The sequence below is a fragment of the Streptosporangium sandarakinum genome (genome assembly GCF_050942225.1).
Lineage (GTDB): Bacteria > Actinomycetota > Actinomycetes > Streptosporangiales > Streptosporangiaceae > Streptosporangium > Streptosporangium nondiastaticum.
The window spans coordinates 5,493,271-5,514,687 of the sequence record NZ_CP192034.1 but is presented as its reverse complement, the minus strand read 5'-3'; the positions used below and the strand labels follow the sequence as shown (position 1 = coordinate 5,514,687).

20 protein-coding genes are annotated in these 21,417 nt (G+C 73.7%); 15 read left to right on the top strand and 5 right to left on the bottom strand.

Going from position 1 to position 21,417, the window contains the following annotated elements; genetic code table 11:
- Positions 1-424: 424 nt before the first annotated feature.
- From ACQP10_RS25720 to ACQP10_RS25700, 5 genes are all read left to right on the top strand, one after another.
- Complete coding sequence (locus ACQP10_RS25720; RefSeq protein WP_346022776.1) at positions 425-826, top strand: phage holin family protein; 402 nt, start codon at positions 425-427, stop codon at positions 824-826.
- Positions 823-1,143 (top strand): hypothetical protein, encoded by a 321-nt coding sequence (locus ACQP10_RS25715; RefSeq protein WP_433539882.1) that lies wholly within the window; start codon positions 823-825, stop codon positions 1,141-1,143. The genes ACQP10_RS25720 and ACQP10_RS25715 overlap by 4 nt, the downstream gene beginning before the upstream one ends.
- Positions 1,140-1,541 carry a DUF3618 domain-containing protein gene (locus tag ACQP10_RS25710; RefSeq protein WP_433539881.1) on the top strand — a complete coding sequence of 134 codons (402 nt, stop codon included), beginning with the start codon at positions 1,140-1,142 and terminating at the stop codon, positions 1,539-1,541. The genes ACQP10_RS25715 and ACQP10_RS25710 overlap by 4 nt, the downstream gene beginning before the upstream one ends.
- A gap of 340 nt (positions 1,542-1,881) precedes the next feature.
- Positions 1,882-2,454, top strand: coding sequence for a hypothetical protein (locus tag ACQP10_RS25705; RefSeq protein WP_433539880.1), 573 nt, complete (start codon positions 1,882-1,884; stop codon positions 2,452-2,454).
- A gap of 35 nt (positions 2,455-2,489) precedes the next feature.
- Positions 2,490-2,951, top strand: a complete 462-nt coding sequence (locus ACQP10_RS25700) for an HIT family protein (RefSeq protein ID WP_399499232.1) — start codon at positions 2,490-2,492, stop codon at positions 2,949-2,951.
- 114 nt (positions 2,952-3,065) lie between these two features.
- On the opposite strand, the gene ACQP10_RS25695 is transcribed toward ACQP10_RS25700, so the two are convergent.
- On the bottom strand, positions 3,066-4,931 hold the full coding sequence (locus tag ACQP10_RS25695) for a family 43 glycosylhydrolase (protein WP_433539879.1): 1,866 nt from the start codon (positions 4,929-4,931) through the stop codon (positions 3,066-3,068).
- Positions 4,932-5,103: 172 nt separating this feature from the next.
- On the opposite strand from ACQP10_RS25695, the gene ACQP10_RS25690 reads away from it, so the two are divergent.
- The 9 genes from ACQP10_RS25690 (at position 5,104) to ACQP10_RS25650 (ending at position 14,308) form a co-directional block, all read left to right on the top strand.
- Positions 5,104-6,300 carry a sensor histidine kinase gene (locus ACQP10_RS25690; RefSeq protein WP_179827450.1) on the top strand — a complete coding sequence of 399 codons (1,197 nt, stop codon included), beginning with the start codon at positions 5,104-5,106 and terminating at the stop codon, positions 6,298-6,300.
- A 118-nt stretch (positions 6,301-6,418) separates the two neighbouring features.
- Positions 6,419-7,180: a LytR/AlgR family response regulator transcription factor gene (locus tag ACQP10_RS25685; RefSeq protein WP_179827452.1), complete on the top strand. Its 762-nt coding sequence runs from the start codon at positions 6,419-6,421 to the stop codon at positions 7,178-7,180.
- The gene (locus ACQP10_RS25680) at positions 7,177-7,743 is read left to right on the top strand and encodes a hypothetical protein (RefSeq protein WP_399499230.1); all 567 of its coding nucleotides are present in this window, start codon (positions 7,177-7,179) and stop codon (positions 7,741-7,743) included. Before ACQP10_RS25685 ends, ACQP10_RS25680 begins: the two co-directional genes overlap by 4 nt.
- Positions 7,740-9,239 (top strand): cation acetate symporter, encoded by a 1,500-nt coding sequence (locus ACQP10_RS25675; RefSeq protein ID WP_179827454.1) that lies wholly within the window; start codon positions 7,740-7,742, stop codon positions 9,237-9,239. Before ACQP10_RS25680 ends, ACQP10_RS25675 begins: the two co-directional genes overlap by 4 nt.
- Before the next feature lie 100 nt (positions 9,240-9,339).
- Positions 9,340-9,492, top strand: a complete 153-nt coding sequence (locus ACQP10_RS25670; RefSeq protein ID WP_179827456.1) for a hypothetical protein — start codon at positions 9,340-9,342, stop codon at positions 9,490-9,492.
- A 6-nt stretch (positions 9,493-9,498) separates the two neighbouring features.
- On the top strand, positions 9,499-10,944 hold the full coding sequence (locus ACQP10_RS25665; protein WP_433539878.1) for a YcaO-like family protein: 1,446 nt from the start codon (positions 9,499-9,501) through the stop codon (positions 10,942-10,944).
- Positions 10,944-12,146, top strand: a complete 1,203-nt coding sequence (locus ACQP10_RS25660) for an MFS transporter (RefSeq protein ID WP_346023232.1) — start codon at positions 10,944-10,946, stop codon at positions 12,144-12,146. The genes ACQP10_RS25665 and ACQP10_RS25660 overlap by 1 nt, the downstream gene beginning before the upstream one ends.
- Before the next feature lie 207 nt (positions 12,147-12,353).
- Positions 12,354-12,701 (top strand): DUF485 domain-containing protein, encoded by a 348-nt coding sequence (locus tag ACQP10_RS25655; protein WP_346022769.1) that lies wholly within the window; start codon positions 12,354-12,356, stop codon positions 12,699-12,701.
- On the top strand, positions 12,698-14,308 hold the full coding sequence (locus ACQP10_RS25650; RefSeq protein ID WP_433539877.1) for a solute symporter family protein: 1,611 nt from the start codon (positions 12,698-12,700) through the stop codon (positions 14,306-14,308). Before ACQP10_RS25655 ends, ACQP10_RS25650 begins: the two co-directional genes overlap by 4 nt.
- 83 nt (positions 14,309-14,391) lie before the next feature.
- On the opposite strand, the gene ACQP10_RS25645 is transcribed toward ACQP10_RS25650, so the two are convergent.
- A complete protein-coding gene (locus ACQP10_RS25645) occupies positions 14,392-15,315 on the bottom strand; it encodes an aldo/keto reductase (RefSeq protein WP_399499227.1) in 924 nt (307 codons plus the stop codon).
- A 235-nt stretch (positions 15,316-15,550) separates the two neighbouring features.
- Here ACQP10_RS25645 and ACQP10_RS25640 point away from each other — a divergent pair, with 235 nt between their 5' ends.
- Entirely contained in the window at positions 15,551-16,183 is a 633-nt protein-coding gene (locus ACQP10_RS25640; protein WP_433539876.1) for a TetR/AcrR family transcriptional regulator, read from the top strand.
- A gap of 8 nt (positions 16,184-16,191) precedes the next feature.
- Here ACQP10_RS25640 and ACQP10_RS25635 read toward each other — a convergent pair whose 3' ends face one another.
- The 3 genes from ACQP10_RS25635 to polX form a co-directional block, all read right to left on the bottom strand.
- On the bottom strand, positions 16,192-17,811 hold the full coding sequence (locus tag ACQP10_RS25635; RefSeq protein WP_433539875.1) for a wax ester/triacylglycerol synthase family O-acyltransferase: 1,620 nt from the start codon (positions 17,809-17,811) through the stop codon (positions 16,192-16,194).
- A gap of 321 nt (positions 17,812-18,132) precedes the next feature.
- The gene (locus tag ACQP10_RS25630) at positions 18,133-19,272 is read right to left on the bottom strand and encodes a sulfite oxidase (protein WP_433539874.1); all 1,140 of its coding nucleotides are present in this window, start codon (positions 19,270-19,272) and stop codon (positions 18,133-18,135) included.
- 224 nt (positions 19,273-19,496) lie between these two features.
- Positions 19,497-21,179, bottom strand: a complete 1,683-nt coding sequence (polX, locus tag ACQP10_RS25625) for a DNA polymerase/3'-5' exonuclease PolX (RefSeq protein WP_433539873.1) — start codon at positions 21,177-21,179, stop codon at positions 19,497-19,499.
- Positions 21,180-21,417: the final 238 nt, after the last annotated feature.

The window sequence follows — 21,417 nt, the reverse complement described above, 5'->3', positions numbered from 1 at the left end:
CCGCCGCCTCGCCATTCCCGCCGCCGGCGGGCGTGGCCGTCGAGCGGGCCCGGACCGGCCGCGCCCCGGGCCGGGCGTGCCCCGGGCCGCTCCGCCGAATGACGGCGGGTAACCGGTTGCCGTCGAACGGCAGGTGGGTATGGCCAGAATCGACCGGTATTCACGCCGGTCACATCGATCACGAATCCGCGTGGTCCCGGTCCACGGGACGCGTGGACGGGTGGGGGAGGGGCGGTCCGCCGTTCCCTTCCCGGCGGCGCACGAACCGTCACCGGCGCAGGCGCGCTCCTCCCCGCGGTGACGGCGCGACCGCCGCGAGCGCCGGGCGCGAGGCCGCGCGGCGGCTCGCGACCGGCCGCCGCCGGGGATGTTTGCCATGGCAGGAGGGGGTAGGCGCTTCTCCTGCAGGGAGGAGAGGCATGCCATGACCGACACTCAGAAGGAGACCCTGTCCACGGCGGAGCTGGTCCGTCGGCTCTCACAGGACGTCTCACGCCTGGTCCGGGACGAGTTACGCCTGGCCAAGCTCGAACTGGCGGAGAAGGGCAAACACGCCGGGCTCGGTGCCGGGTTGTTCGGTGGAGCGGGCGTCATGGCGCTGTACGGGGGCGGAGCCCTGGTCGCCGCGGCGATCCTGGCCCTCACGCTGGTCCTGCCGGGCTGGCTGTCCGCGCTGATCATCGGTGTGGTGCTGCTGGTGATGGCCGCGATCTTCGGCCTGCTGGGCAAGCATCAGGTGTCCGCGGCCGGTCCACCGGCCCCGCGGCACACCATCGAGAGCGTCAGGAACGACATCGACACGGTGAGGGAGAGGGCGCACCGATGACCGAAACCGATCCGGGCAGGGGCGGCCGGGAGCGTCCGGAGGCCGGCACCACCGGCTCCCGCCGGGAACCGGTCGGCATGCCGGTGCCGCCGGACGAGAGGCAGTCGCTGGACATCCCGCCGAAAACGCCGTACCTCCCGATTCCCGGCGCCCCGACGGGCGAGCGCACCGGGACGGCGCCCGGCGGCGCCGCCGGGCCGTCCGCCACCACGGAGGGCGTCACCGGGGGAACGCCGCCGGCGGCCGGTCCGGCGCGGTCGGGACCGGCACGGCGGCGAGCGGCGTGGGCACGGCGGGCGCGGGACCGGCCGGCATGACCGCGCCCGGCGGGACCATGACCGGCGGCAGGGCCCCGGCGCGGGGCGGCAGGGGCACGGTCAAGGACACCAAGGAGTCCGTGCGCCGCGACATCGAGAACTCCCGCCGTCAGCTGGGCGACACCGTGGAGGCCCTGGTGCAGAAGACCGACGTCAAGGCCCGCGTCAGGCAGGGCGCCGGCCGGATGGTGAGCCGGGCGCGGGGCGCGGCGCCGGAGATGGTCGGCCGCGTGAAGGAGAGGGCGCCCGTCCGGCTCAAGAACACCGCGGGCCGGACGCCGGCCGCCGCGGCGGCGGCGGCCCTGGCCCTGCTCGCGTTCCGGTCGCTGCGCCAGAACCGGGGCAGGACCCGGAGGGTGACCGTACGGCGGATGGTCGCGCGACGGCGCAGGTGGTGAGGAGACCGGTCGCGCCCCCTGTCCCGCCGGGGACCCGGGCGCGACCGGCCTTGATCGGCGGGGAGTAGTCTGGCCGCTTCCGGGTGGACGGCGGACCCCCTCTCCCTTCCGTCCGCCCGGACACCCGGGGCGCGGCCCGCCGTCACGGGGTCGCGGGGCGCGCGGAGGACCCGGAAGCCGGCCGGACCGCCCCGGGCCCGCGTCCGTCGCCTCCGGGATCCGGGGCCGGCTGAACCGTTCCGGGGCCGCATCCGTTGTCCTCAGTGCCGATGCAGGCATATCCGCCGGGAGGGCGGGACCGTACGGCCCCGCCCTCCCGGCCGGACCCCCAGGAGGTCACATGCGCCGTGCTCTCGGACTCGTCGCGGGACTCACCCTCGTCGCGACCGCGCTGTCCCCGGCGTCGCCCGCCGACGCCGGCTGCCTCAGCGCCAGGAAGTGCGAACGGGAGGCACTCATCGTCTTCGACCTGACCGTCCGGGGCGCCTCCCGCGCCGCCCCCGGGCGGGAGGTCACCTACGTCCTGGACTACTCCACGACCTGGACGCCGTCCTTCGCCCCCTACTGGGGCTCCTACTGGGTGGGCGGCTCCTTCCCCAAGGGAGCCCGCGGGCCCTCCCGGGCGGTGCTGTTCGACACCGCGGGCAAACGGCTGGCGACCTTCCCCTGCCGACGGCACGCCGACGGCGTCTGGTGCGAGACCCGCGGCGGGATCCCCAACCAGGGCAGGATCGTGCTCTCCGCCCGCCTCCCGGCCAAGGCCCACGGGAAGGCCAGGGCGACCCTCGGCTTCGACAGCTTCGACGGGCTCAACGCGCAGGACCACGCGCGGCGGCACACCCGCGCCCAGGCGCGGGCGAAGTTCTGCAACTACCGCTTCAGCCGTACGGTCACCACGAAGGTCGTCTCCTGACGGGGGTCTCCCGGGCCGCCTTCTATGCTGGGGCGATGGCGGAGACTTCCGGGACGGCCGCTTCCGGCGCGGCGGAGGCGGCGTGCGCGTTCTGCGCCGTCGCGGCGGGGGAGCGGCCGGCGTCGGTGGTGCTCTCCGACGGCGTGGCCACGGCCTTCCTGGACCGGCGGCCGGTCTTCAAGGGGCACGTCCTCGTGGTGCCCGCCCGCCACGTCGAGACGCTCCCGGAGCTGCCGGCGCCGCTGGTCGGCCCGTTCTTCGAGCGGGTCCGGGCCGTCTCCGCCGCCGTCGAGCGCGGCCTCGCGGCGGGCGGCACGTTCGTGGCGATGAACAACCGGATCAGCCAGAGCGTGCCGCACCTGCACGTCCACGTCGTCCCCCGCAACCGCGGGGACGGCCTGCGCGGCTTCTTCTGGCCCCGCGTCCGCTACGACGGCGACGACGAGGCCGAGTCCTACGCCGAGCGCATCCGCCGGGCCCTGGGGCCGTCCGCCTGAAGCCCGGCGGGCGGTCCCGGGAACGGACCCGCGGGGGACGAGGCCGCACGGCCCGGAGGCCGGATCCGCGGCGGGCGGGGCGGCGATCCCGCCCATCCCGCCCGCCGCGGGCGGTCAGCGGCGGTAGAGACGGAAGTAGTCGAACTGCGCCGTGGCCCCCGCGCCCCCCATCGAGATGAGCCCGACGCGCACGTCGGCCCCGGCCGGCAGCGTCCACACGCCGCCGTGGACCCACTCGCGCCCGTCGCGGCTGGTGGCCGCGCGCAGCTCGTGCTCGCCGTCGCGCGGGTCCACCCGGTGGACGAGACGCAGCCAGGTGGTCTCGGCGGGCGGGCCGACGATCGTGCCGCCGTAGGCGATCCGGCCGGCGTAGGGCGTCTCCTTGCCGAACTCGGTCTGGCGGGTGTTCCAGATCGCGGCGTGGACGAGCTTGGTGTAGAGGTCGTCCCCGGCGTAGGCGATCAGGCCGGCCTGCTGGTAGTTGCGGACGGTGTCGGTCCCCAGGTCGATGGTCAGTTTGGTCTCGGCCGTCCAGTCGCCCTCGGGCACGTCGCGCAGCAGCACCGAGGCGGTGTTGTCGTCCCGGTTGAGCTCGGCGGCCTGCGTGGGCCAGCGCAGCGCCCCGTCGCGGAGCTCGCCCTGCGGGGAGCGGACCCACGACCAGCCGGGGCGCAGGGCCGTACCGTCGAAGTCGTCGCTGCGGGCGCGGTCCACCGGGCCGGGGACCGGGTCCGGCGCGGGCCCGCGGTGCGGGTCCCGGCGGCCGGGCGCGGGCTGGGGGTCCTCGGAGGCCCAGCGGCCGCCCCGCACGGTCGGCCAGCCGTCGATCCAGTCGAGCCGGTCCATCAGCATGGGGCGCTCGTTGACGCCGTACGGTTCGTCGAGGTAGGGGTCGGAGCGGTCGATGGCGTGGTAGAGCAGCCAGTCCTGGCCCGTGTCGTCGGTCAGGACGGCGTTGTGCCCGGTGCCGACCCAGCGGTTGCCGTTGGGGGCGATGACGATCGTGCCGCCGGCCCTGGAGGTGTTCAGCGGCACGCCCTGGCGGTCGAGGTAGGGGCCGGTGATGTCGCGGGAGCGGCCGGCGTAGACGCTGTAGCCGGTCGTCGGGCCCGCGCAGCAGTCGGCGGAGGAGGCGAACAGGTACCAGTAGCCGTCGCGGCGGACCAGGTAGCCGCCCTCGAAGCGGTTGTCGATGGCGATCATGGTCGGCTCGCCCACCGCGCGCCTGCCGGTGGCGTCGAGCCTGGTGACGAGGACGCCGCCGTAGTAGGAGCCGTAGACGAGGTACTGGGCGCCGTCGGTGTCGACGGCCAGGGCCGGGTCGAAGGTCCACTTGAAGTCGCCCGCGCCGCCGGGGCCCCTGCGGGGTCCGACCACCGGCGCGCCGGAGTCGGTCCAGGGGCCGGCCGGGGTGGGCGCGGTGGCCATGCCGATCGCGTTGTCGTTCGGCTCGCCGGTGACGGTGGTCTGGGTGACCACGTAGTAGAGCCGGTACTCGCGGCCCACCTTGCGGATGTCGGGCGCCCACAGGCTCGCGCCGCCCGCGGTGTCGGCCCAGGAGGGCATGGTCTCCTCGGTGAAGGCGTCACCGACGTGGGTCCAGTGGACCAGGTCGCGGGAGCGGGAGACGGGCAGCAGGTGGCGGGTGCCCTCGCCCTCCCGCAGCGGGTCGCTGGTGCCGTAGGCGTACCACCAGCCGTCGTCGCCCCGGATGACCGAGGGGTCGGCGAAGGTGTCGGCGAAGTCCCGGCTGACGGGGTTGGTGTACGTGCCCCGCGGCGTCCTGACCGGGGCGGCGGCGTCCCGGTCCCGGGCGGCGTCCGGCGTCCGGACGGCGCCCTGCTGCCGGGCGGCGCTCTGCGCCGGGGCGACGCCCCGCGGCTGGGCGGTGCTCTGCGCCGGGGTGGCGGGGGACGCCGCCAGGAGGCAGGCGGCTCCGGCCGCGACCGCGAGGGCGCGGCGGACGGTTCTGGTGCGCACGGGTCTCTCCTCGGTTCCTCGCCCCCGATGATCGTGTCCAGCCGTTTCTACAACGTTGTATTCAACGATGTAAAGAGCCGCCGGGCACCCGCCGGCCGTCCTTGGCAAGGTATTGATCTACGTTGTAAAGAAGCGCTGGCCGTACAACGGTCCCGGCGGTAAGGTCCGGCAGGTGGAACCCCTCGTCGCGGTGCTGGTGGTGGCGGTCGTGGTCGGCGTCCCGGCGCTGGTGCTGTGGCGGGTGCTGCGCGGCCGGCGGGAGCTGGGCAGCAGCCCGGCCGAGCGGGCCACCTTCGAGACCCTGCACACCGCCTCGCTCGCCGCGCCGCCGCTGCGGGCCGGGCTGACCGAGGCCGGGGCGCAGAAGGCGTCCCGGCACCTGCGCGAGCTGCTCGGCTCCCCGGCGCTGGCGATCACCGACGGGGAACGGCTGCTGGTCTACGACGGCGAGGGCGACCACCACGCCCCGGAGGCGTTCGGGCACGCGGCCAGGACCCTGGCGGGCGGCCGCACCCGGGTGCTGGGGCCGGAGGTCATCTCGTGCGAGATCCCCGAGTGCCCGATCAGGTTCGCCGTGGTGGTGCCGCTCACCACCGACGGCCGGGTGGTCGGGTCGCTGGCGGCCTACGGCGGGCACGCCTCGGCGGGGCTGGTCCGGGCGGCCCACGAGGTGGCGAGCTGGGTGGACTCCCAGCTGGAGCTGGCCGAGCTCGACCGGTCCAGGACGCGGCTGATGGAGGCGGAGGTGCGGGCGCTGCGGGCGCAGATCTCCCCGCACTTCATCTACAACTCGCTGACGACCATCGCGAGCTTCGTGCGGTCCGATCCGGATCGCTCGCGGGACCTGCTGCTGGACTTCGCGGACTTCACCCGGTACTCCTTCCGGCGGCACGGGGAGTTCACCACGCTGGCCGAGGAGCTGCACTCCATCGACCGGTACCTCACCCTGGAGCGGGCCCGGTTCGGCGACCAGCTCCAGGTGACCCTGCGGATCGCCCCGGAGGTGCTGGCGGTGGCGGTGCCGTTCCTGTGCCTGCAGCCGCTGGTGGAGAACGCGGTACGGCACGGCCTGGAGAGCAAGCCGGGGACCGGGTGCATCGCGATCATCGCGGAGGACGCGGGCGCCGAGTGCCGGATCAGCGTGGAGGACGACGGGGTCGGGATGGACCCGGAGCGGCTGCGCCGCATCCTGGCGGGGGACACCGACGAGCGTTCCGGGGCCGGCGGGGTGGGGCTGGCGAACGTGGACGAGCGGCTGCGTCAGGTCTACGGTGACGAGTTCGGGCTGGTCGTGGAGACCGGCAGGGGCGCCGGGACCAAGGTCAGCGTGCGGGTTCCCAAGTATCACCCGGGGGTGTCGGCCAACTGAGGCCGGGCCCGCGGCGGACGGCGCCTCGGAGGGCGCCGCCGGGTGGAGACTGTTGACACTTGATGTCTGGTTCATCACCCTCTAGGGATTCGCATGTGAACGACGTCGAGGGGTGACCGTGACCGGCCTGCGTGTGCTGGCGGTGGACGACGAGCTTCCCGCCCTGGAGGATCTGGCCTACCTGCTGCGGGACGATCCGCGGATCGGCGAGGTCTTCCTGGCCAGGGACGGCGCGGCCGCGTTGCGGGTGCTGGACCGGGCGATCGCCGAGGGGCGGCCGGTGGACGCGGTGTTCCTGGACATCCGGATGCGGGGGCTGGACGGGGTGGTGCTGGGCAGGCTGCTGTCGCAGTTCGCCAACCCGCCGCGGGTGGTGTTCGTGACGGCGTACGAGGAGCACGCGGTCGACGCCTTCGAGATCAAGGCCGAGGACTACCTGCTGAAGCCGGTCCGGCCGGAGCGGCTGGCGGAGGCGATCCGGCGGGTGTGCGTGGCGGCGGAGCTGCCGGACGGGGACGGCGCGGGCCGGGCCGGGCCGGAGACGATCCCGGTGGAGCTGGGGGGCGTCACCCGGTTCGTCTCCAGCGCCGAGGTGCGCTACGTGGAGGCGCAGGGCGACTACGCGCGGCTGCACACGGCCGCCGGCAGCCATCTGGTGCGCATCTCGCTGGCCACGCTGGAGGAGCGCTGGTCGGCGGCGGGGTTCGTACGGGTGCACCGCAGTCATCTGGTGGCGGTCAAGCACATCGACGAGCTGCACATCGAGTCGGGCCGGTGCGTGGTGCGGGTCGGCGGCAGCGAGATCCCGGTCAGCCGCCGGCACACCCGCGAGCTTCGTGACCTGCTGGTGCGCCGGGCCCGCCGGGGCAGGGGCGAATGAGCAGGGACGGCAGGGAGGGCAGGGAGGCCGAGCCGCAGGAGGAGCCGGAGCCGCGGCGGCGGATGGCCGAGCGGTTCACCCGGGCGGTGGGCCGGGAGGGCCGGGAGGGGGAGCGGCCGCGGCCGCGGCGCGAGGTGGTGACCAGCCCGCGGACCACCGCGGCCAGGCACCCGCGGTATCCGGCGACGCGGGAGATCGACGAGCAGACGCGGCTGGGCGAGGTCTACATGAGGTCGCTGGTGCGGACGCAGTTCCGGCTGGCCTTGTTCGTCTGCACGGTCCTGGGGTGCGTGGCCGGCGGGTTGCCGCTGCTGTTCATGCTGGTGCCGGAGCTGGGGTCGGCGCATCTTCTCGGGGTTCCGGTGCCGTGGGCGCTGCTGGCGGGGCTGGTCTACCCGGGGTTCGTGGCCGGGGCGTGGCTGTACGTACGGCAGGCCGAACGCAACGAGCGGCACTTCGCCGAGCTGGTGGACCGGCCGGGCGGGCGTGATCCGGATGCGGGGGCGGGTCCGGCCGCGGGCCCGGTCGGGGAACCCGGGTCGGGCCGGGCGGGTGGCCGGTGAACGCGGCGTACGGGGTGACCGCCGTGGTCCTGGTGATGCTGGCGGCGGTGCTGATCGGGACGTTCGGCGTGCGGCTGTCGCGGACCACCTCGGACTTCTACGTCGCCTCCCGGACGGTCTCGCCGCTGTGGAACGCCTCGGCCATCGGCGGGGAGTACCTGTCGGCGGCGAGCTTCCTGGGGGTCGCCGGGCTGATCCTCACCTACGGCGCGGACATGCTGTGGCTGCCGGTGGGGTGGACGGGCGGGTACCTGGTGCTGCTGGTGCTGGTCTCAGCGCCGCTGCGCCGTTCCGGGGCCTACACGCTGCCGGACTTCGCCGAGGCGCGGCTGGAGTCGATGGCGGTGCGCCGGCTGGCCGGGGTGCTGGTGGTGCTGATCGGGTGGCTGTACCTGATGCCGCAGTTCCAGAGCGCGGGCCTGGTGCTGCGGGCCATCACCGGCGCGCCGGAGTGGATCGGCGGGTCGCTGGTGGCGGTGGTGGTGGCGGTCAACGTGGTGTCGGGCGGCATGCGGTCGATCACTTTCGTGCAGGCGTTCCAGTACTGGCTGAAGCTGACCGCGCTGGCCGTTCCGGTGGTGTTCCTGCTGGTGGCCTGGCGGGCGGACGGCGCCCCGGGCCTGAGCGCGGGTGACGCGGCGACCTGGGCGCTGCCGCTGGCCAGCGGCAAGGAGTACGGCCTGTACTCGACGTACTCGCTGATCCTGGCGACGTTCCTGGGCACGATGGGGCTGCCGCACGTGCTGGTGCGGTTCTACACCAACCCCGACGGGCGGGCGGCGCGCCGTACGACGCTGGTGGTGCTGACCCTGCTGGGGGTGTTCTACCTGCTGCCGGCGGTCTACGGCGCGCTGGGCCGGGTCTACGTCCCGGAGCTGGCGGGCGGTGACACGGTGGTGCTGGCGCTGCCCGGCCGGGTGATCGGGGGAGTGGCGGGCGACCTGCTGGGGGCGCTGGTCACGGCGGGGGCGTTCGCGGCGTTCCTGTCGACCTCCTCGGGGCTGACGGTGTCGGTGGCGGGGGTGATCGGCCAGGACATCCTCAGGGGCGGGGTCCGTTCGTTCCGCGCGGCGGCGGTGGTGGCGGTGGCGGTGCCGCTGGGCCTGGCGACGTGGGCGCGCACGCTGCCGGTGGCCGACGTGGTGGGACTGGCCTTCGCGGTGGCGGCCTCCTCCTTCTGCCCGCTGCTGGTGCTGGGCATCTGGTGGCGGCGGCTCACCTCGGCCGGGGCGATGGCCGGGTTGCTGGCGGGCGGCGGCCTGGCCGGCGGGGCGGTGCTGCTGACGATCGGCGGCGGCCCGCACACCGGGCTGGCCGGGGCGTTGCTGGCGCAGCCCGCGGCGTGGACGGTGCCGGTGGCCTTCGGGGTGATGATCGTGGTCTCGCTGCTGACGCCGGGCCGCATCCCGCCGGGGGTGGCGCGCACGATGGTGCGCCTGCACACCCCCGAGACCCTCAACCTGGACCGTGGCGACTGGCGGCCCCGTTCCCCCTGATCCGGACAGGGGTGGCCGGCGTCCCGGCCGCCCTTGACGTGGATCATGACGTGTGAAGGAATGATCGGAAAAGGGTCCGTTCCGAGGTGGGGAGCGTGCGATGGGCAACAGCAACTCCAACGGCCGGTGCCTCACCGGGGAGGACGGCTTCCAGCTTGAGGCATCCTTCTCCTTCAGCCCCGCCGAGACGCTCCTTCTCGATGAGTTCTTCTCCGTGCGGTTCGCGCCCGGCGTGCTCACCGGCGCCCGCTGACGGCCGGTGGCACGCGCCCAGCGGGAGCGTGAGACCGGTCTGACGGAGGCGTCGTCCGTCATCGAGGAGATGTTCGCCGGCTCCGGCCTGGCGACGGAGTTCGTCTCCGCCGGATCGCCGGAGTTCCCCGTCCACCGCTGCACCGTCCGTGACCGGTCGGGGAAGGTCGTGACGGCGTCCCTGGGCAAGGGGGCCGGCGAGCAGAGCAGGGTGAGCGCGTTGTTCGAGGCATGGCAGCACCTCGAACACGATCGGGGACAGGCCGCGCTCGCCCGGGACACCGGCCGGGTGCGGGTGCTGCCGGTGGAGGCCGTGGTGGCCCAGCCGGAGCTGCGCGGCGAGGAGATGCTCCACCGCCTCGCCCGCGACCATCCCGGTGTCGCCGTGGCCTGCCTGCGGGCCGAGCCGCTGGGGGAGCCTTCGAGGGAGTCTCCGCGGGCGTCCGGACCGGTCGCCGGCCCCGGGCCGACCGGGGCCGCGTCGTCTCCCGCGCGGGGTTCCTCCCCGGGGGGTTCTTCTCCGGAGCGTCCTTCCCCGGGGCGCCGGGCGATCTGGTATCCGGCCTTCGCCCGGTCGCCGTCCTGCCGCAGCCATCCCGTCCCCGGTGACGACCTGCGTTACGAGTCCTACCTGCGGTACGCCTACGACAGCGGCACGGCCGCCGGGGTGACCGAGGCCGAGGCCGTCCTGCACGGGCTGCTGGAGGTCGTCGAGCGGGACGCCCTGTCCCACGCCCTGCTGGACTGGTACCTCGACGAGGCCGCGCCGATCCGGGTCATCGACCCGGACGGGCTGCCGGGTGACCTGCGCCGCCTGCACGCCGAGGCGCGGACGCGCCTCGGGGCGCCGCCGCTGGTCATCGACATGACTTCCGACCTTGGCATCCCCGCCTACTGCGCGATCCCCTCCCGGGCCGGGCCGTACCCCGGGGTGATCGGCTCGGGAGCCTCGCTCGACCCGGAGTACGCGGTGGAGCGCGCGCTGAGCGAGGTGGTCCAGTCGTCGTTCAACATGTCGCTCGGGGTGGACCTGACCCTGGCGCGCAGGCTGGAGAGCCTGCGGCGCTGGCCGCTGCTGGAGCGGTGCGCGCGGCTCGATCCCGAGCCGCTGGGCCCGCGCCTGGTGGCCGGCCCCTGGCCGGGCGGAGGGGAACGGCGGGCGGGCAGGGGGGACCGGGCGGACCGGACGACGGATGACCGGCTGATGGAGCGGGAGCGTATGGACGAGCGGTTCGAACGACGGCGGAGCGTGGCAGGCCGGGTCGCCGCGGTCCTCGGGCGGATGGAGGCCGCGGGGTTCGCCGCCTACGCCTTCCGCTGGAATCCCGGGCGGGTCCGTTGCCCGGTGCTCACCGTGATCGTTCCCGGTCTGGACACGTTCGCGATGGTGCACAGCGCCGTTCCGGTGCTGCCGACGGGACGGGCCGCGCGGCGGCTCGCCGGTCAGCGGTGATGCGCGCGGCCCTGCGCGACCGGCGGTTCCGGATCGTCTACCTCGCGATGGTCACCAGCCTGCTGGGGGACGCGTCGCTGCTGCTGATCCCGGCGGTCCTGGCGAAGAAGCTCACCGGCTCCGACGGCGCCGCCGGGCTGACCCTGTTCTTCTTCACCGTTCCGCTGTGCCTGTCGCCGCTGATCGGCTATGTGATCGACCGGGTGGACCGCCGGAGGTTCCTGGTCGCGACCTGCCTGCTGGCGGCCGTGGCGATCACCCCGCTCGCCGCGGTGACCGGGCGCGACACCTTCTGGCTGGTCTACCCGGTCGCGGCCGCCATGGGGCTGTCGTACGCCGCGACGTCCGGGGCGCTCGGCGGGCTGCTGAAGGCCATCCTGCCGGCGGAGTCGCTCGCCGGGGCCAACGGCGCGTTGCAGACCGCCCGGCAGGGATTGCGCCTGGTCGGGCCGCTGTTCGGCATGGCCGTCTACGCGACCTGGGGCATCGGCGCGGTGGTGCTGTTCGACGTGGCCACCTTCATGGTGGCTGCCGCGGCCTTCGCGCTGCTGCCCGCGCCGCCGCCGGCGCCGGCCGCGCCGCGGGGCCGGCCACGGGACGAGTTCCTGGCCGGCGCCCGGCACCTGGCCGGTGATCCGCTGCTGCGCCGTACCGTGACGGCGTTCTGCATGATGTTCGCGGTCGCGGGCGCCACCGAGTCGCTGATCTTCGCGGTCATCGAGCACGGCCTGGGCCGGCCGCCGGAGTTCACCGCGGTCACCTCCACCGCCATGGGCATCGGCGCGATCATCGGCGGTCTGGGCGCGGCGACGGTGATCGCCCGCTGCGGCGAGCTGTTCGCGATCGGCGCCGGCATCGCCCTGTACGGCGTGGCCGTGCTGCTGTGGGCGGTGCCCGCCGGGGCGGTCGTGCTCGCCGCGATGGCGACGGGGGGCGCCGGGCTGACGCTGGCTGGGGTGGCCGAGGCGACGCTGACGCAGCGGCGCAGCCCCGGTCACCTGGTCGGGAGGGTCTCGGCCGCCTTCGACGCGGTCGCCGGCGTCGTCCAGTTGGCGTCCCTGGCGGCGGGGGCGATGCTGGTGTCGCTCTTCGACCACCGCGTCCTGCTGGGCGTGGTGGGGGTGACGGTGTGCCTGGCCGGGGCGCACGCCCTGCGGGCCCGGTCCACGAGGTCCCCGGCCGGGCACCCGACCGCCGCCTGACCGGGTCCCGCCGTCCGGGGCCGATGGCCGGGCCGGGCGGGGCGCGGCGGACCGTTCGGCGCAGGGATCGGGCCGTTCACCGCGGGCCGTGGCCGGTTGAACGCCGTCCGGCGGCGGCTGGGCGACGAGTCCGCCGCCGGGTCTCCTCGCCGGAGAACCCCTCCTCCTACGTTGTCGGTGACCCAGATCACATGCGTGGGAGGTCCGGTGACCACCAGACAACATGATTCATCCCTATATGAACAGATCCAGAGTGACGAGCGGTTCCAGGAGCTGAAGCGGCGCTTCCGCGCGTGGGTGTTCCCGATGACCGCGGTGTTCCTGGTGTGGTACCTGCTGTACGTCGTGTTGTCGGCCTGGGCTCGCGGTTTCATGGGCACGAAGGTCTTCGGCAACATCAACGTGGCACTGATCTTCGGCCTGCTGCAGTTCGTCTCGACGTTCCTCATCGCCTGGGCCTACTCCCGGCACGCCGCCCGGAAGCTCGACCCGCTGGCCGACGAGATCCGCCACGAGGCGGAGGGCAGGACCGACGTGAAGGACGGGATCGAATGAGCCACCAGACGCTGTCCACGATCCTGTTCCTGCTCTTCGTCGCGATCACCCTGGGCATCACCTTCCGGGCCAGCCGCAGCACCAAGGACGCCGCGGGCTTCTACGCCGGCGGCCGGTCCTTCAGCGGCGCGCAGAACGGCCTGGCGATCGGCGGCGACTACATGTCGGCCGCGAGCTTCCTGGGCATCGCCGGGACCATCGCGCTGTCGGGCTACGACGGCTTCCTGTACTCGATCGGCTTCCTGGTCGCCTGGCTGGTCGCGCTGCTGCTGGTCGCCGAGCTGATGCGCAACTCCGGCAAGTTCACCATGGCCGACGTGCTGGCCTTCCGGATGAGCCCGCGCCCGGTGCGCACCGCGGCGGGCGTCTCCACCATCGTGGTGTCGATCTTCTACCTGCTGGCCCAGATGGTCGGCGCGGGCGCGCTGGTCGGCCTGCTGCTGGGCGTCACCTCCCCGGCGGGCAAGGCGCTCACCATCGTCGCCGTGGGCCTGCTGATGATCGTCTACGTGGTCGTCGGCGGCATGAAGGGCACCACCTGGGTGCAGATCGTCAAGGCCGTGCTGCTCATGGGCGGCGCGACCCTGATCACCCTGCTGGTGCTCGGCAAGTACGGGTTCAACCTCTCCGGCCTGCTCGGCGACGCCGCCGCGCAGAGCGGCAAGGGCGAGGCCTTCCTCAACCCGGGCGGCAAGTACGGCACCGAGGCGCAGGGCCTGGCCGGCAAGCTCGACCTGATCAGCCTGGGCCTGGCGCTGGTGCTGGGCACCGCGGGCCTGCCGCACATCCTGATCCGCTTCTACACCGTCCCCACCGCCAAGGAGGCCCGCAAGTCGGTGCTGTGGGGCATCGGCATCATCGGCGTGTTCTACCTGCTGACCCTCGTGCTGGGCTTCGGCGCGGCGGCGCTGGTCGGCGGCAAGGCCATCGCCGCGCAGGACAAGGCGGGGAACACCGCCGCGCCGATGCTCGCCGAGGCGATCGGCCGGGCCGTCTTCGGCGAGGTGGGCGGCACGATCCTGCTGGCGGTGATCGCCGCGGTCGCCTTCGCCACGATCCTGGCGGTCGTCGCCGGGCTGACCCTGGCCTCCTCCTCCAGCTTCGCCCACGACCTGTACGCCCACGTCTTCAAGCGCGGTCAGACCACCGACCGGGAGGAGATCGCGGTCGCCCGGATCGCCGCCTTCGTCATCGGCGCCGTCGCCATCGGCCTGGGCATCCTCGCCCAGAAGCAGAACGTGGCGTTCCTGGTGGCGCTGGCCTTCGCGGTCGCCGCCTCGGGCAACCTGCCGGCGATCCTCTACAGCCTGTTCTGGCGCCGGTTCAACACCGCCGGCGCCGTCTGGGCCATCTACGGCGGCCTGGCCTCGGCGCTGCTGCTGGTGATCTTCTCGCCGGTCGTGTCGGGCGCGGAGACCTCGCTGATCCCGGGCGCGGACTTCTCCTGGTTCCCGCTCAGCAATCCCGGCCTGGTCTCGATCCCGCTGGGCTTCCTGTTCGGCTACCTCGGGACCGTGCTCAGCAAGGAGCACAACGCCACCAAGTACGCCGAGATCGAGGTCCGTTCGCTCACCGGCGTCGGCGCGGAGAAGGCCGCCCAGCACTGACCGCGCCGCGGGGCCCGGCGGGCCCCGCGGCACCGGCGGGGTCCCGAGGCGTCCGGAGAGGATGCCTCGGGACCCTTCGCACGTCAGCGGGACGCCTCGTCCAGCAGCTTCAGGTCGTCGTCGGTCAGCTCCAGCTCGGCGACGGCCAGCAGCGGCCTGAGCTGCTCGACGTTGCGGGCGCTGGCGATGGGCGCGGCCACCGTGGGCTGGGCGGCCAGCCAGGCGAGCGCGACGGTGGCCGGGACGGCGTCGTGGGCGGCGGCCACCTCGTCCAGCGCGGCGAGCACCCGGCGGCCCCGCTCCTCCTCCAGGTAGCGGGCGGCGGCGTCGGCGCGGGGGCTGTCCACCTCGACCCCGGGCCGGTACTTGCCGGTCAGGAAGCCGCGGGCCAGGCCGAGGTACGGCGTGCTGGTCAGCCCCCGGGCCGCCACCACGTCGCGCAGCGCCCCTTCGTAGTCGCGCTCCACCAGGTTGTAGTGCTGCTGCAGCACCCCGTAGCGGGGCAGGCCCTCGCGCTCGGAGACGTCCAGGGCCTCGGCCAGCCGCTCGGGGCCGTAGTTGGAGGCGCCGATGTTGCGGATCTTGCCCTCGCCGACCAGCTCGCCGAACACGCCGAGCGTCTCCTCCAGCGGGGTGTCGGCGTCGTCGATGTGCGCCCAGTACAGGTCGATGTAATCGGTCCGCAGCCTGCGCAGGGAGTCCTCGACGGCCAGGCGGACGTTCTTCGCCGACAGGCCGGGACGGCTGCCCAGCATGCCGACCTTGGTGGCCAGCACGATCCGGTCGCGGTTGCCGCGGGCGTCGAGCCACTCGCCGATGATGGTCTCCGACTCCCCGCCGGAATGCCCGGGGACCCACGCGGAGTACACGTCGGCGGTGTCGACGAAGTTACCGCCCGCCTCGGCGTAGGCGTCCAGAACGGCGAAGGAGTCCTCGCGGCCGGCGGTCCAGCCGAAGACGTTGCCGCCCAGGCAGAGCGGGAAGAGGTTGAGTTCGGAAAAGCTCATGTGGCAACTGTATTTGCCTCCCGCCCGATTTCCCTCCCGCCCCCGCGCCTCGGGGGCCCCGCCGGGCCCGGGCCGGTGTGCCGCGCGGCCGGCCGTACGGCGGCGCCCGCCGCACCGCGGCCCCCGCGCGCCGGCCGGTGCGTTCCCGCGTACGGCGGAGCCGGGCGGCACGCCGTACGGTGATCTCCCTCCGGCGGCATGGAAATCCGGCCGGACCCGCGGTTATGGTCGGCGTGTGAACGGCTTCAGGCAGCGGCGGGGCGGGTCCGGGCGTGAGGGTGGCGGCGTCGATCCCGGTGCGCGGTCCGGGCGTGAGCGTGACGGCGCCGATCCCGGTGCGCGCACCCGCATTCTCGACGCCGCCGAGACGCTGTTCGCCGGGGGCGGCTACGAGGCGACCTCGACGGCGGAGATCGCCCGGGTCGCCGACGTGCCCAAGGGCCTGGTCTTCCACTACTTCCCCAGGAAGATCGACGTGCTGGTCACGCTGGTCGACGAACGCACGCTCGTGGAGGAGGCCCCCGAGGTGGAGGCCGTCCCCGGTGACGCGGCCGGGACGCTGTCGAAGCTGGCCCGGCGGCTGCCGCTGCGCGCCTCCCCGGCGATGCGCCGCATCCTGTTCCGCGAGGCCGACACGCACGGGTCGGTCCGCGAGCGGCTGGGCCGCCTGAACGGAGAGATCATCCGGCGGGCCCGGTTCGCCCTGGGGCTGGCGCTGCCGACCCCGCGGGGCGACGCCGCCCGGCTGGAGGTCGCCGCCGTCACCTTCGCCGCGGTGCTCCTCTACCAGGAGAACCTCTGCCAGCTCACCGGGCACGCCATCGACCCCGACGCGGTCGCCGAGCTGATCGCCCACGCCCTGGGCTGAACCCCGCTTCAGGCCGACGTCGGCACCGCCACCGTGACCGGGATCGGTGCCGTGGCCGTGGCCGTGTCCGGGACCGCCACCGTGTCCGGGGCCGGCGCAGCCGGGACCGTCACCGGATCAGCGACCGCCACCGCAGCCGGCTCGGCGGGCGGGGCCGGGTGGGTGTCCGCCGTTCCGGCCAGCTCGACCAGCTCGTCCATCGCCTCCTGCAGGTGGCCCATGAGCCGCCAGACGTCCGCCACCCGGTCCGGGCAGGCCAGCACGCCGAAGCCGAGCGAGCCGTCGTAGGAGAAGCAGGTGATGTTGACCCCGCCGGTCATGTCGGTCAGCACCGACATCGGGTAGTAGCCCAGGACCCGGGCACCGCACAGGTACAGCGGGAACTGCGGCCCCGGCACGTTGGAGACGATCAGGTTGATCGGCGGCAGCACGATCGAGGCCAGCCGGAAGACCGCCGGGGTCGCCACGGCCGTGACCGGGGCGGGCAGCACCGCCGACAGCTCGTCCAGCCAGGTGGCGGGCGCGGCCGCGAAGCGCCGCTTGGCCCGGCGCATCGCCTCCCCGGTGACCCGCAGCCGCTCCAGGGGGCAGGCGACGTCGGTCGCCAGCGGGGCGATCATGGCCGAGAGCCGGTTGCCGACCCCGGCCCCCGCTCCGCCGCGGGCGCCCGCCGTACGGACCGCGACCGGGACCGCGGCGACCAGCGGTTCGGCGGGCAGCACGTCGCGCTCGCGCAGCCAGGAGCGCAGCGCCGAGGCGCACAGCGTCATGACCACGTCGTTGACGCTGAGCCCGAAGGTCCGGGCGACCCGCTTGACCTCGGAGAGGGGCAGCGCGCCGTAGGAGAAGCGCCGCCGGGCGCTGATCGGGCCGTTGAACGGGGTGGGCGGGGCGACCAGGGGCGGCATCTCCGGCAGCTCGGCCTCGCCGCCGATGATCAAGCGGGCCGCGGCGGCCACCGCCCGGGCCGCGGGCAGCGCCCCGAGCAGCGGGATCGCGTCGAGGTCGGCCGCCAGCCGGCCCAGGGAACGCAGCGCCCTGGCGGGGTGGGAGACCGATCTGGCCACGGCCACGGCCAGCATCTCCCCCGGGTCGGGGGCGGGTGGCGGAGGGCCCGGGGGCTCGGGCGCGGGGACCGGGCGGATCTCGGACGTGAGGTCCAGCAGGCAGGCCAGGATCTCCACGCCCGACATCCCGTCGACCGCGCAGTGGTGGACCTTGGTGTACAGGGCGGCCCGGCCGCCGCTCAGCCCCTGGATGAGGTGCATCTCCCACAGCGGGCGCGACCGGTCGAGGCGGCGCTCGTGGATGCGGGTGATCTCGTCGGCGAGCTGGGACTCGTCGCCGGGCAGCGGCAGCACGACCTCGTGGACGTGGTCGGCGACGTCGAGGCCGGCGGCCTCCGTCCAGTACGGCCGGTCGAGGCCGAACGGCACCTCGGCCAGCCGCAGCCGCAACGCCGGGACCAGGTGCAGCCGCTCGCGCAGCAGCCTGACGACGTCGTCGCGGGTCACGGCGCCGCCGGGGGAGCGGGCGGCGTCCAGGATCGCGACCCCGGCGAGGTGGGCCGCGGTGGTCGCCGACTCGGCGTGCAGGAACTGCGCGTCCAGCGCGGAAAGCTGTCGCATCGGTCGGCCCTCCCGGCGGAAAACGGCTGGTGAAAGAACAGGTGCGGCCATCATCGCCCCGGTTCGTTTCCCCCTCGTTTCCCCTGTGCGACGCCAGGCGTCCTTTCCGGATGGGATCCGGCGGACCGACCATGGATTCCGGCGGCTTGTCTTGCCTGATCAGCTAATACCTCCGCGCTCCAAGGGAAATGTCCCGTGACCTTTTGAAGGAGTAAGAACTGCGTACGGGAATTCCATGTGATCGCTGCGGAGCGGAAATCACCGGCGTTTCTCGCTCAGATGTTCGCGGTCCGGCCGTTCACGGCTCAGGACTTTCATCGCTCAGGCGTTCACCACGGTCACCGGATGGCGGACGACCGCGTCGAACAGGTATCCGAAACGGTTGTGCGGGGTGCGGTCCGGCTGGACGGCCCCCGTCTCGTCGGTAGCCCTGGCCATCAGCTCGTACGGTCCCGTGGCGCGGGGACACCAGGTGACGTGCCAGCGGACCCAGGCGGGGGCGAGGTGCGAGCCGTGTAGCTGGGCCGGGCGCCAGGTGGCGCCGCCGTCCAGGCTCACCCGCACCCCGGTGATCCGGCCGCCGCCCGACCACGAGCGGCCGCGCAGCACGTGCGGGTGCCCGGCGGCGAGCCTGGCCCCCCACGCCAGCTCGAAGGCGCTCCTGATGTTCTGCGTGCTCAGCGGCTCGCCGCCCCGCAGCGGGTAGGCGGCGCCGAACATCCGGTAGAACTCGGTGGTCCACGGCGAGCTCAGGGGTGAGGCGGAGACCTCGATGTCGCCCACCCACTTGATCGACGCCAGGCCGATCCAGGACGGCACGACCAGCCGCACCGGGTAGCCGTGGTCGGGCGGCAGCGGGCGGCCGTTCATCTCGTAGGCGAGGATCACGTCGTCGAGCGCCTTGGCCACCGGGATCGGCCTGCGCACCCTGCCGAAGTCGACGCCTCCCTCGAAGTAGTGCGGATCGAGGCCGCGCGGCATGACGTCGACCGCGTCGGGGGTGACGCCGGCCAGCCGGAGCACCGTGGACAGCGGCACCCCGCGCCAGCGGGCCACGCCGGCGGCGCCGAGCCGCCAGGGGGTGCCGATGACCTCCTGGCCCTGCTGGGAGGCGAACAGGCTGCGGCCGTTGCCCGCGCACTCGATCATCACGTCCCGCGTCACCGCCGGCAGCGACAGCAGCTCGGCGTAGCCGAAGTCGCGGGGCGCGCGCAGGCCGGAGCCGTGCAGCCGCAGCCGCCAGGTGGCGGCGTCGATGATCGGGGTGGAGGTGTGGTTGCGCACGAAGAAGCGTTCGGCGGGCACGTGGTAGCCGACGCCGCCCATCGCCTCCCAGCGCGTCTCGGCGTTGGTGTCGTGCGCGACGAACAGTTCCGGCGGCAGCGGCTTGACGATCCCGGGTACGCCGTCCCCATGGGTTCCGTGGCGCTGTCCCGTCCCGCTCTCGGCCGTGTACGGCATGCTGCTCCCCTTCCCCTGTTACAGTTATTCCCTACCAGATAACCGTGTAATTGTGCAGGGGGCGTGACGGGCGTGTCACCTCCCGCCACCGTATCGCTCCCGGCGTCACTCCCGGCGTGGCTCCCGGCGGCCGGGTCCTCCCCGGGAACCATGCCCTCCGGGAACCGTGCCATCCCCGGGAACCGCGTCGTCCCGGGAGCCATGCCATCCTCGGCGGGCGGCCGTCAGCGGCCCAGGAAGTCCAGCAGCCGCTCCAGCGGCCAGGTGTTGATCACGTCGTCGGCGGTCAGCCAGCCCCGCTGTGCCACGCCGACCCCGAACCGCTGGCCCGCGAGCCCCGGCACGGAGTGGGCGTCGCTGTCGATGGAGAACCTCACCCCATGATGCCGCGCCCGCCGTACGAGGTCGGAGGGCAGGTCGGAGCGTTCGGCGGCGGAGTCGATCTCCAGCGCGGTGCCGGTGCGCGCGGCGGCGCGGAACACCTCGTCCCAGTCGGCGTCCACCGGCGGGCGCCGGCCGATCCGGCGGGTGGTGGGGTGGCCGATGATGTGGACCTGCGGGTTCTCGCAGGCCGCGACGAACCGCCGCGTCATCTCCTCGCGTGACTGGGTGAAGTGGGAGTGCACGCTGGCCACGCACACGTCGAAGCCGGCCAGCACCTCCTCCGGCCAGTCCACCGACCCGTCGGGGCCGATGTTCAGCTCGGTGCCGTGCAGCAGCCGCATGTCCGGATAGTCCGCCTGCAGGCGGCGCAGCCGCTCGCGCTGCTCCAGCGCCCGCTCCAGGGTCATCCGCTGCATCGCCAGGTCCGGGGCGTGGTCGGTGACGGCGTAGTAGGAGTATCCGCGCGCGGCGGCGGCCGCCACCATCTCCTCGAGGGAGGCGATGCCGTCGGTCAGGTCGGTGTGGGTGTGCAGGTCGCCCCGCAGGTCGGCGACGGTGACCAGGTCCGGCAGCTCCCCGGCGAGCGCCGCGTCGATCTCCCCGCCGTCCTCGCGCAGCGTCGGCGGGATCCACGGCATGCCGAGCGCCTCGTAGACGTCCTCCTCGCGCTCGGCGGCGATCACCCGGTCGCCGTCGAACAGGCCGTACTCCGACAGCTTCCAGCCCCGCTTCACCACCAGCTCCCGCAGGTGCACGTTGTGCTCCTTGGAGCCGGTGAAGTACTGCATGGCCGCGCCCCACGAGGCGGCCGGGACCAGCCGCAGGTCCACCTGCACACCCTGCGTCGTGCGGACCGAGGTCTTCTTCTCGCCGGAGGCGATGACCTCCGCGACGTACGGCATGCCCCGGAAGTCGTCCATCAGGCTCTCCGGGCCGACCGCCAGGATGTCGATGTCGCCGATGGTCTCCTTCATCCGGCGCAGCGACCCGGCGTAGGCGATCCGCTCGGCGTCGAGCGAGGCGATGATCTGCTCGGCGAGGTCCATGGCGGTGCCGATGTCCACCCGGGCGCCGGCCTGCTCCAGCTGCTCCAGGCCGTGCAGCAGGTTGGCCTCCGTCTTGGGGCCGAAGCCCTTGACGCCCCGCAGCCGCCCCTGCCCGATCGCCTCGGCGAGGGCCTCGGGGGAGTCGATGCCCAGCTCCTGGAAGAGGAAGACCGCCTTCTTCGGCCCCAGCGAGGGGACACGGGTGAGCCGCCTGACGCCCTCCGGGACCTTCCCGCGCAGGTCGTCGAGCTGGCGGAAGCTGCCCCTGGTGAGGAACTCCTCGACCTTCTTGGCGATCGCCTCGCCCACCCCCGGCACCGAGCGCACGGCCGTGGCCGCGATGTCCTCGGGGAAACCGGCGATCGCCTTGGCCGCCTTCTGGTAGCTGCGCACCCGGAAGGCGTCGCCGCCGGTCATCGCGAACAGCTCGGCGTACTCCTCCAGGGCTGCCGCGACGGCGTCGTTTGCTCGTGCCATGGGCCCAGCTTAGAAGATCGCCCCGACATTCCCCGGTCGTCCGCGCCCGGCCCTGGCGGGCTCCAGCACACCGGAAGGTGCATCCGGCCGACCCCGTGAATCACGATCGACAAGGAGTGAGAGATGAGAAAGGAGGTGAACGGTATGGAGATCAGCTGGGACCTCGGTCAGGTCGACGAAGAGGCGCAGGAGTTCGACGTGCTCGGCAACAAGTCGTACTGACGTGCCGCGCGACGAG

Coding starts and splice junctions, on each gene's coding strand:
- ACQP10_RS25710 (WP_433539881.1), top strand. CDS start 1,140: ATGACCGCGCCCGGCGGGACCATGACCGGCGGCAGGGCCCCGGCGCGG.
- ACQP10_RS25660 (WP_346023232.1), top strand. CDS start 10,944: ATGCGCGCGGCCCTGCGCGACCGGCGGTTCCGGATCGTCTACCTCGCG.
- ACQP10_RS25700 (WP_399499232.1), top strand. CDS start 2,490: ATGGCGGAGACTTCCGGGACGGCCGCTTCCGGCGCGGCGGAGGCGGCG.
- ACQP10_RS25705 (WP_433539880.1), top strand. CDS start 1,882: ATGCGCCGTGCTCTCGGACTCGTCGCGGGACTCACCCTCGTCGCGACC.
- ACQP10_RS25630 (WP_433539874.1), bottom strand. CDS start 19,272: ATGCCGTACACGGCCGAGAGCGGGACGGGACAGCGCCACGGAACCCAT.
- polX (WP_433539873.1), bottom strand. CDS start 21,179: ATGGCACGAGCAAACGACGCCGTCGCGGCAGCCCTGGAGGAGTACGCC.
- ACQP10_RS25720 (WP_346022776.1), top strand. CDS start 425: ATGACCGACACTCAGAAGGAGACCCTGTCCACGGCGGAGCTGGTCCGT.
- ACQP10_RS25635 (WP_433539875.1), bottom strand. CDS start 17,811: ATGCGACAGCTTTCCGCGCTGGACGCGCAGTTCCTGCACGCCGAGTCG.
- ACQP10_RS25650 (WP_433539877.1), top strand. CDS start 12,698: ATGAGCCACCAGACGCTGTCCACGATCCTGTTCCTGCTCTTCGTCGCG.
- ACQP10_RS25670 (WP_179827456.1), top strand. CDS start 9,340: ATGGGCAACAGCAACTCCAACGGCCGGTGCCTCACCGGGGAGGACGGC.
- ACQP10_RS25645 (WP_399499227.1), bottom strand. CDS start 15,315: ATGAGCTTTTCCGAACTCAACCTCTTCCCGCTCTGCCTGGGCGGCAAC.
- ACQP10_RS25680 (WP_399499230.1), top strand. CDS start 7,177: ATGAGCAGGGACGGCAGGGAGGGCAGGGAGGCCGAGCCGCAGGAGGAG.
- ACQP10_RS25715 (WP_433539882.1), top strand. CDS start 823: ATGACCGAAACCGATCCGGGCAGGGGCGGCCGGGAGCGTCCGGAGGCC.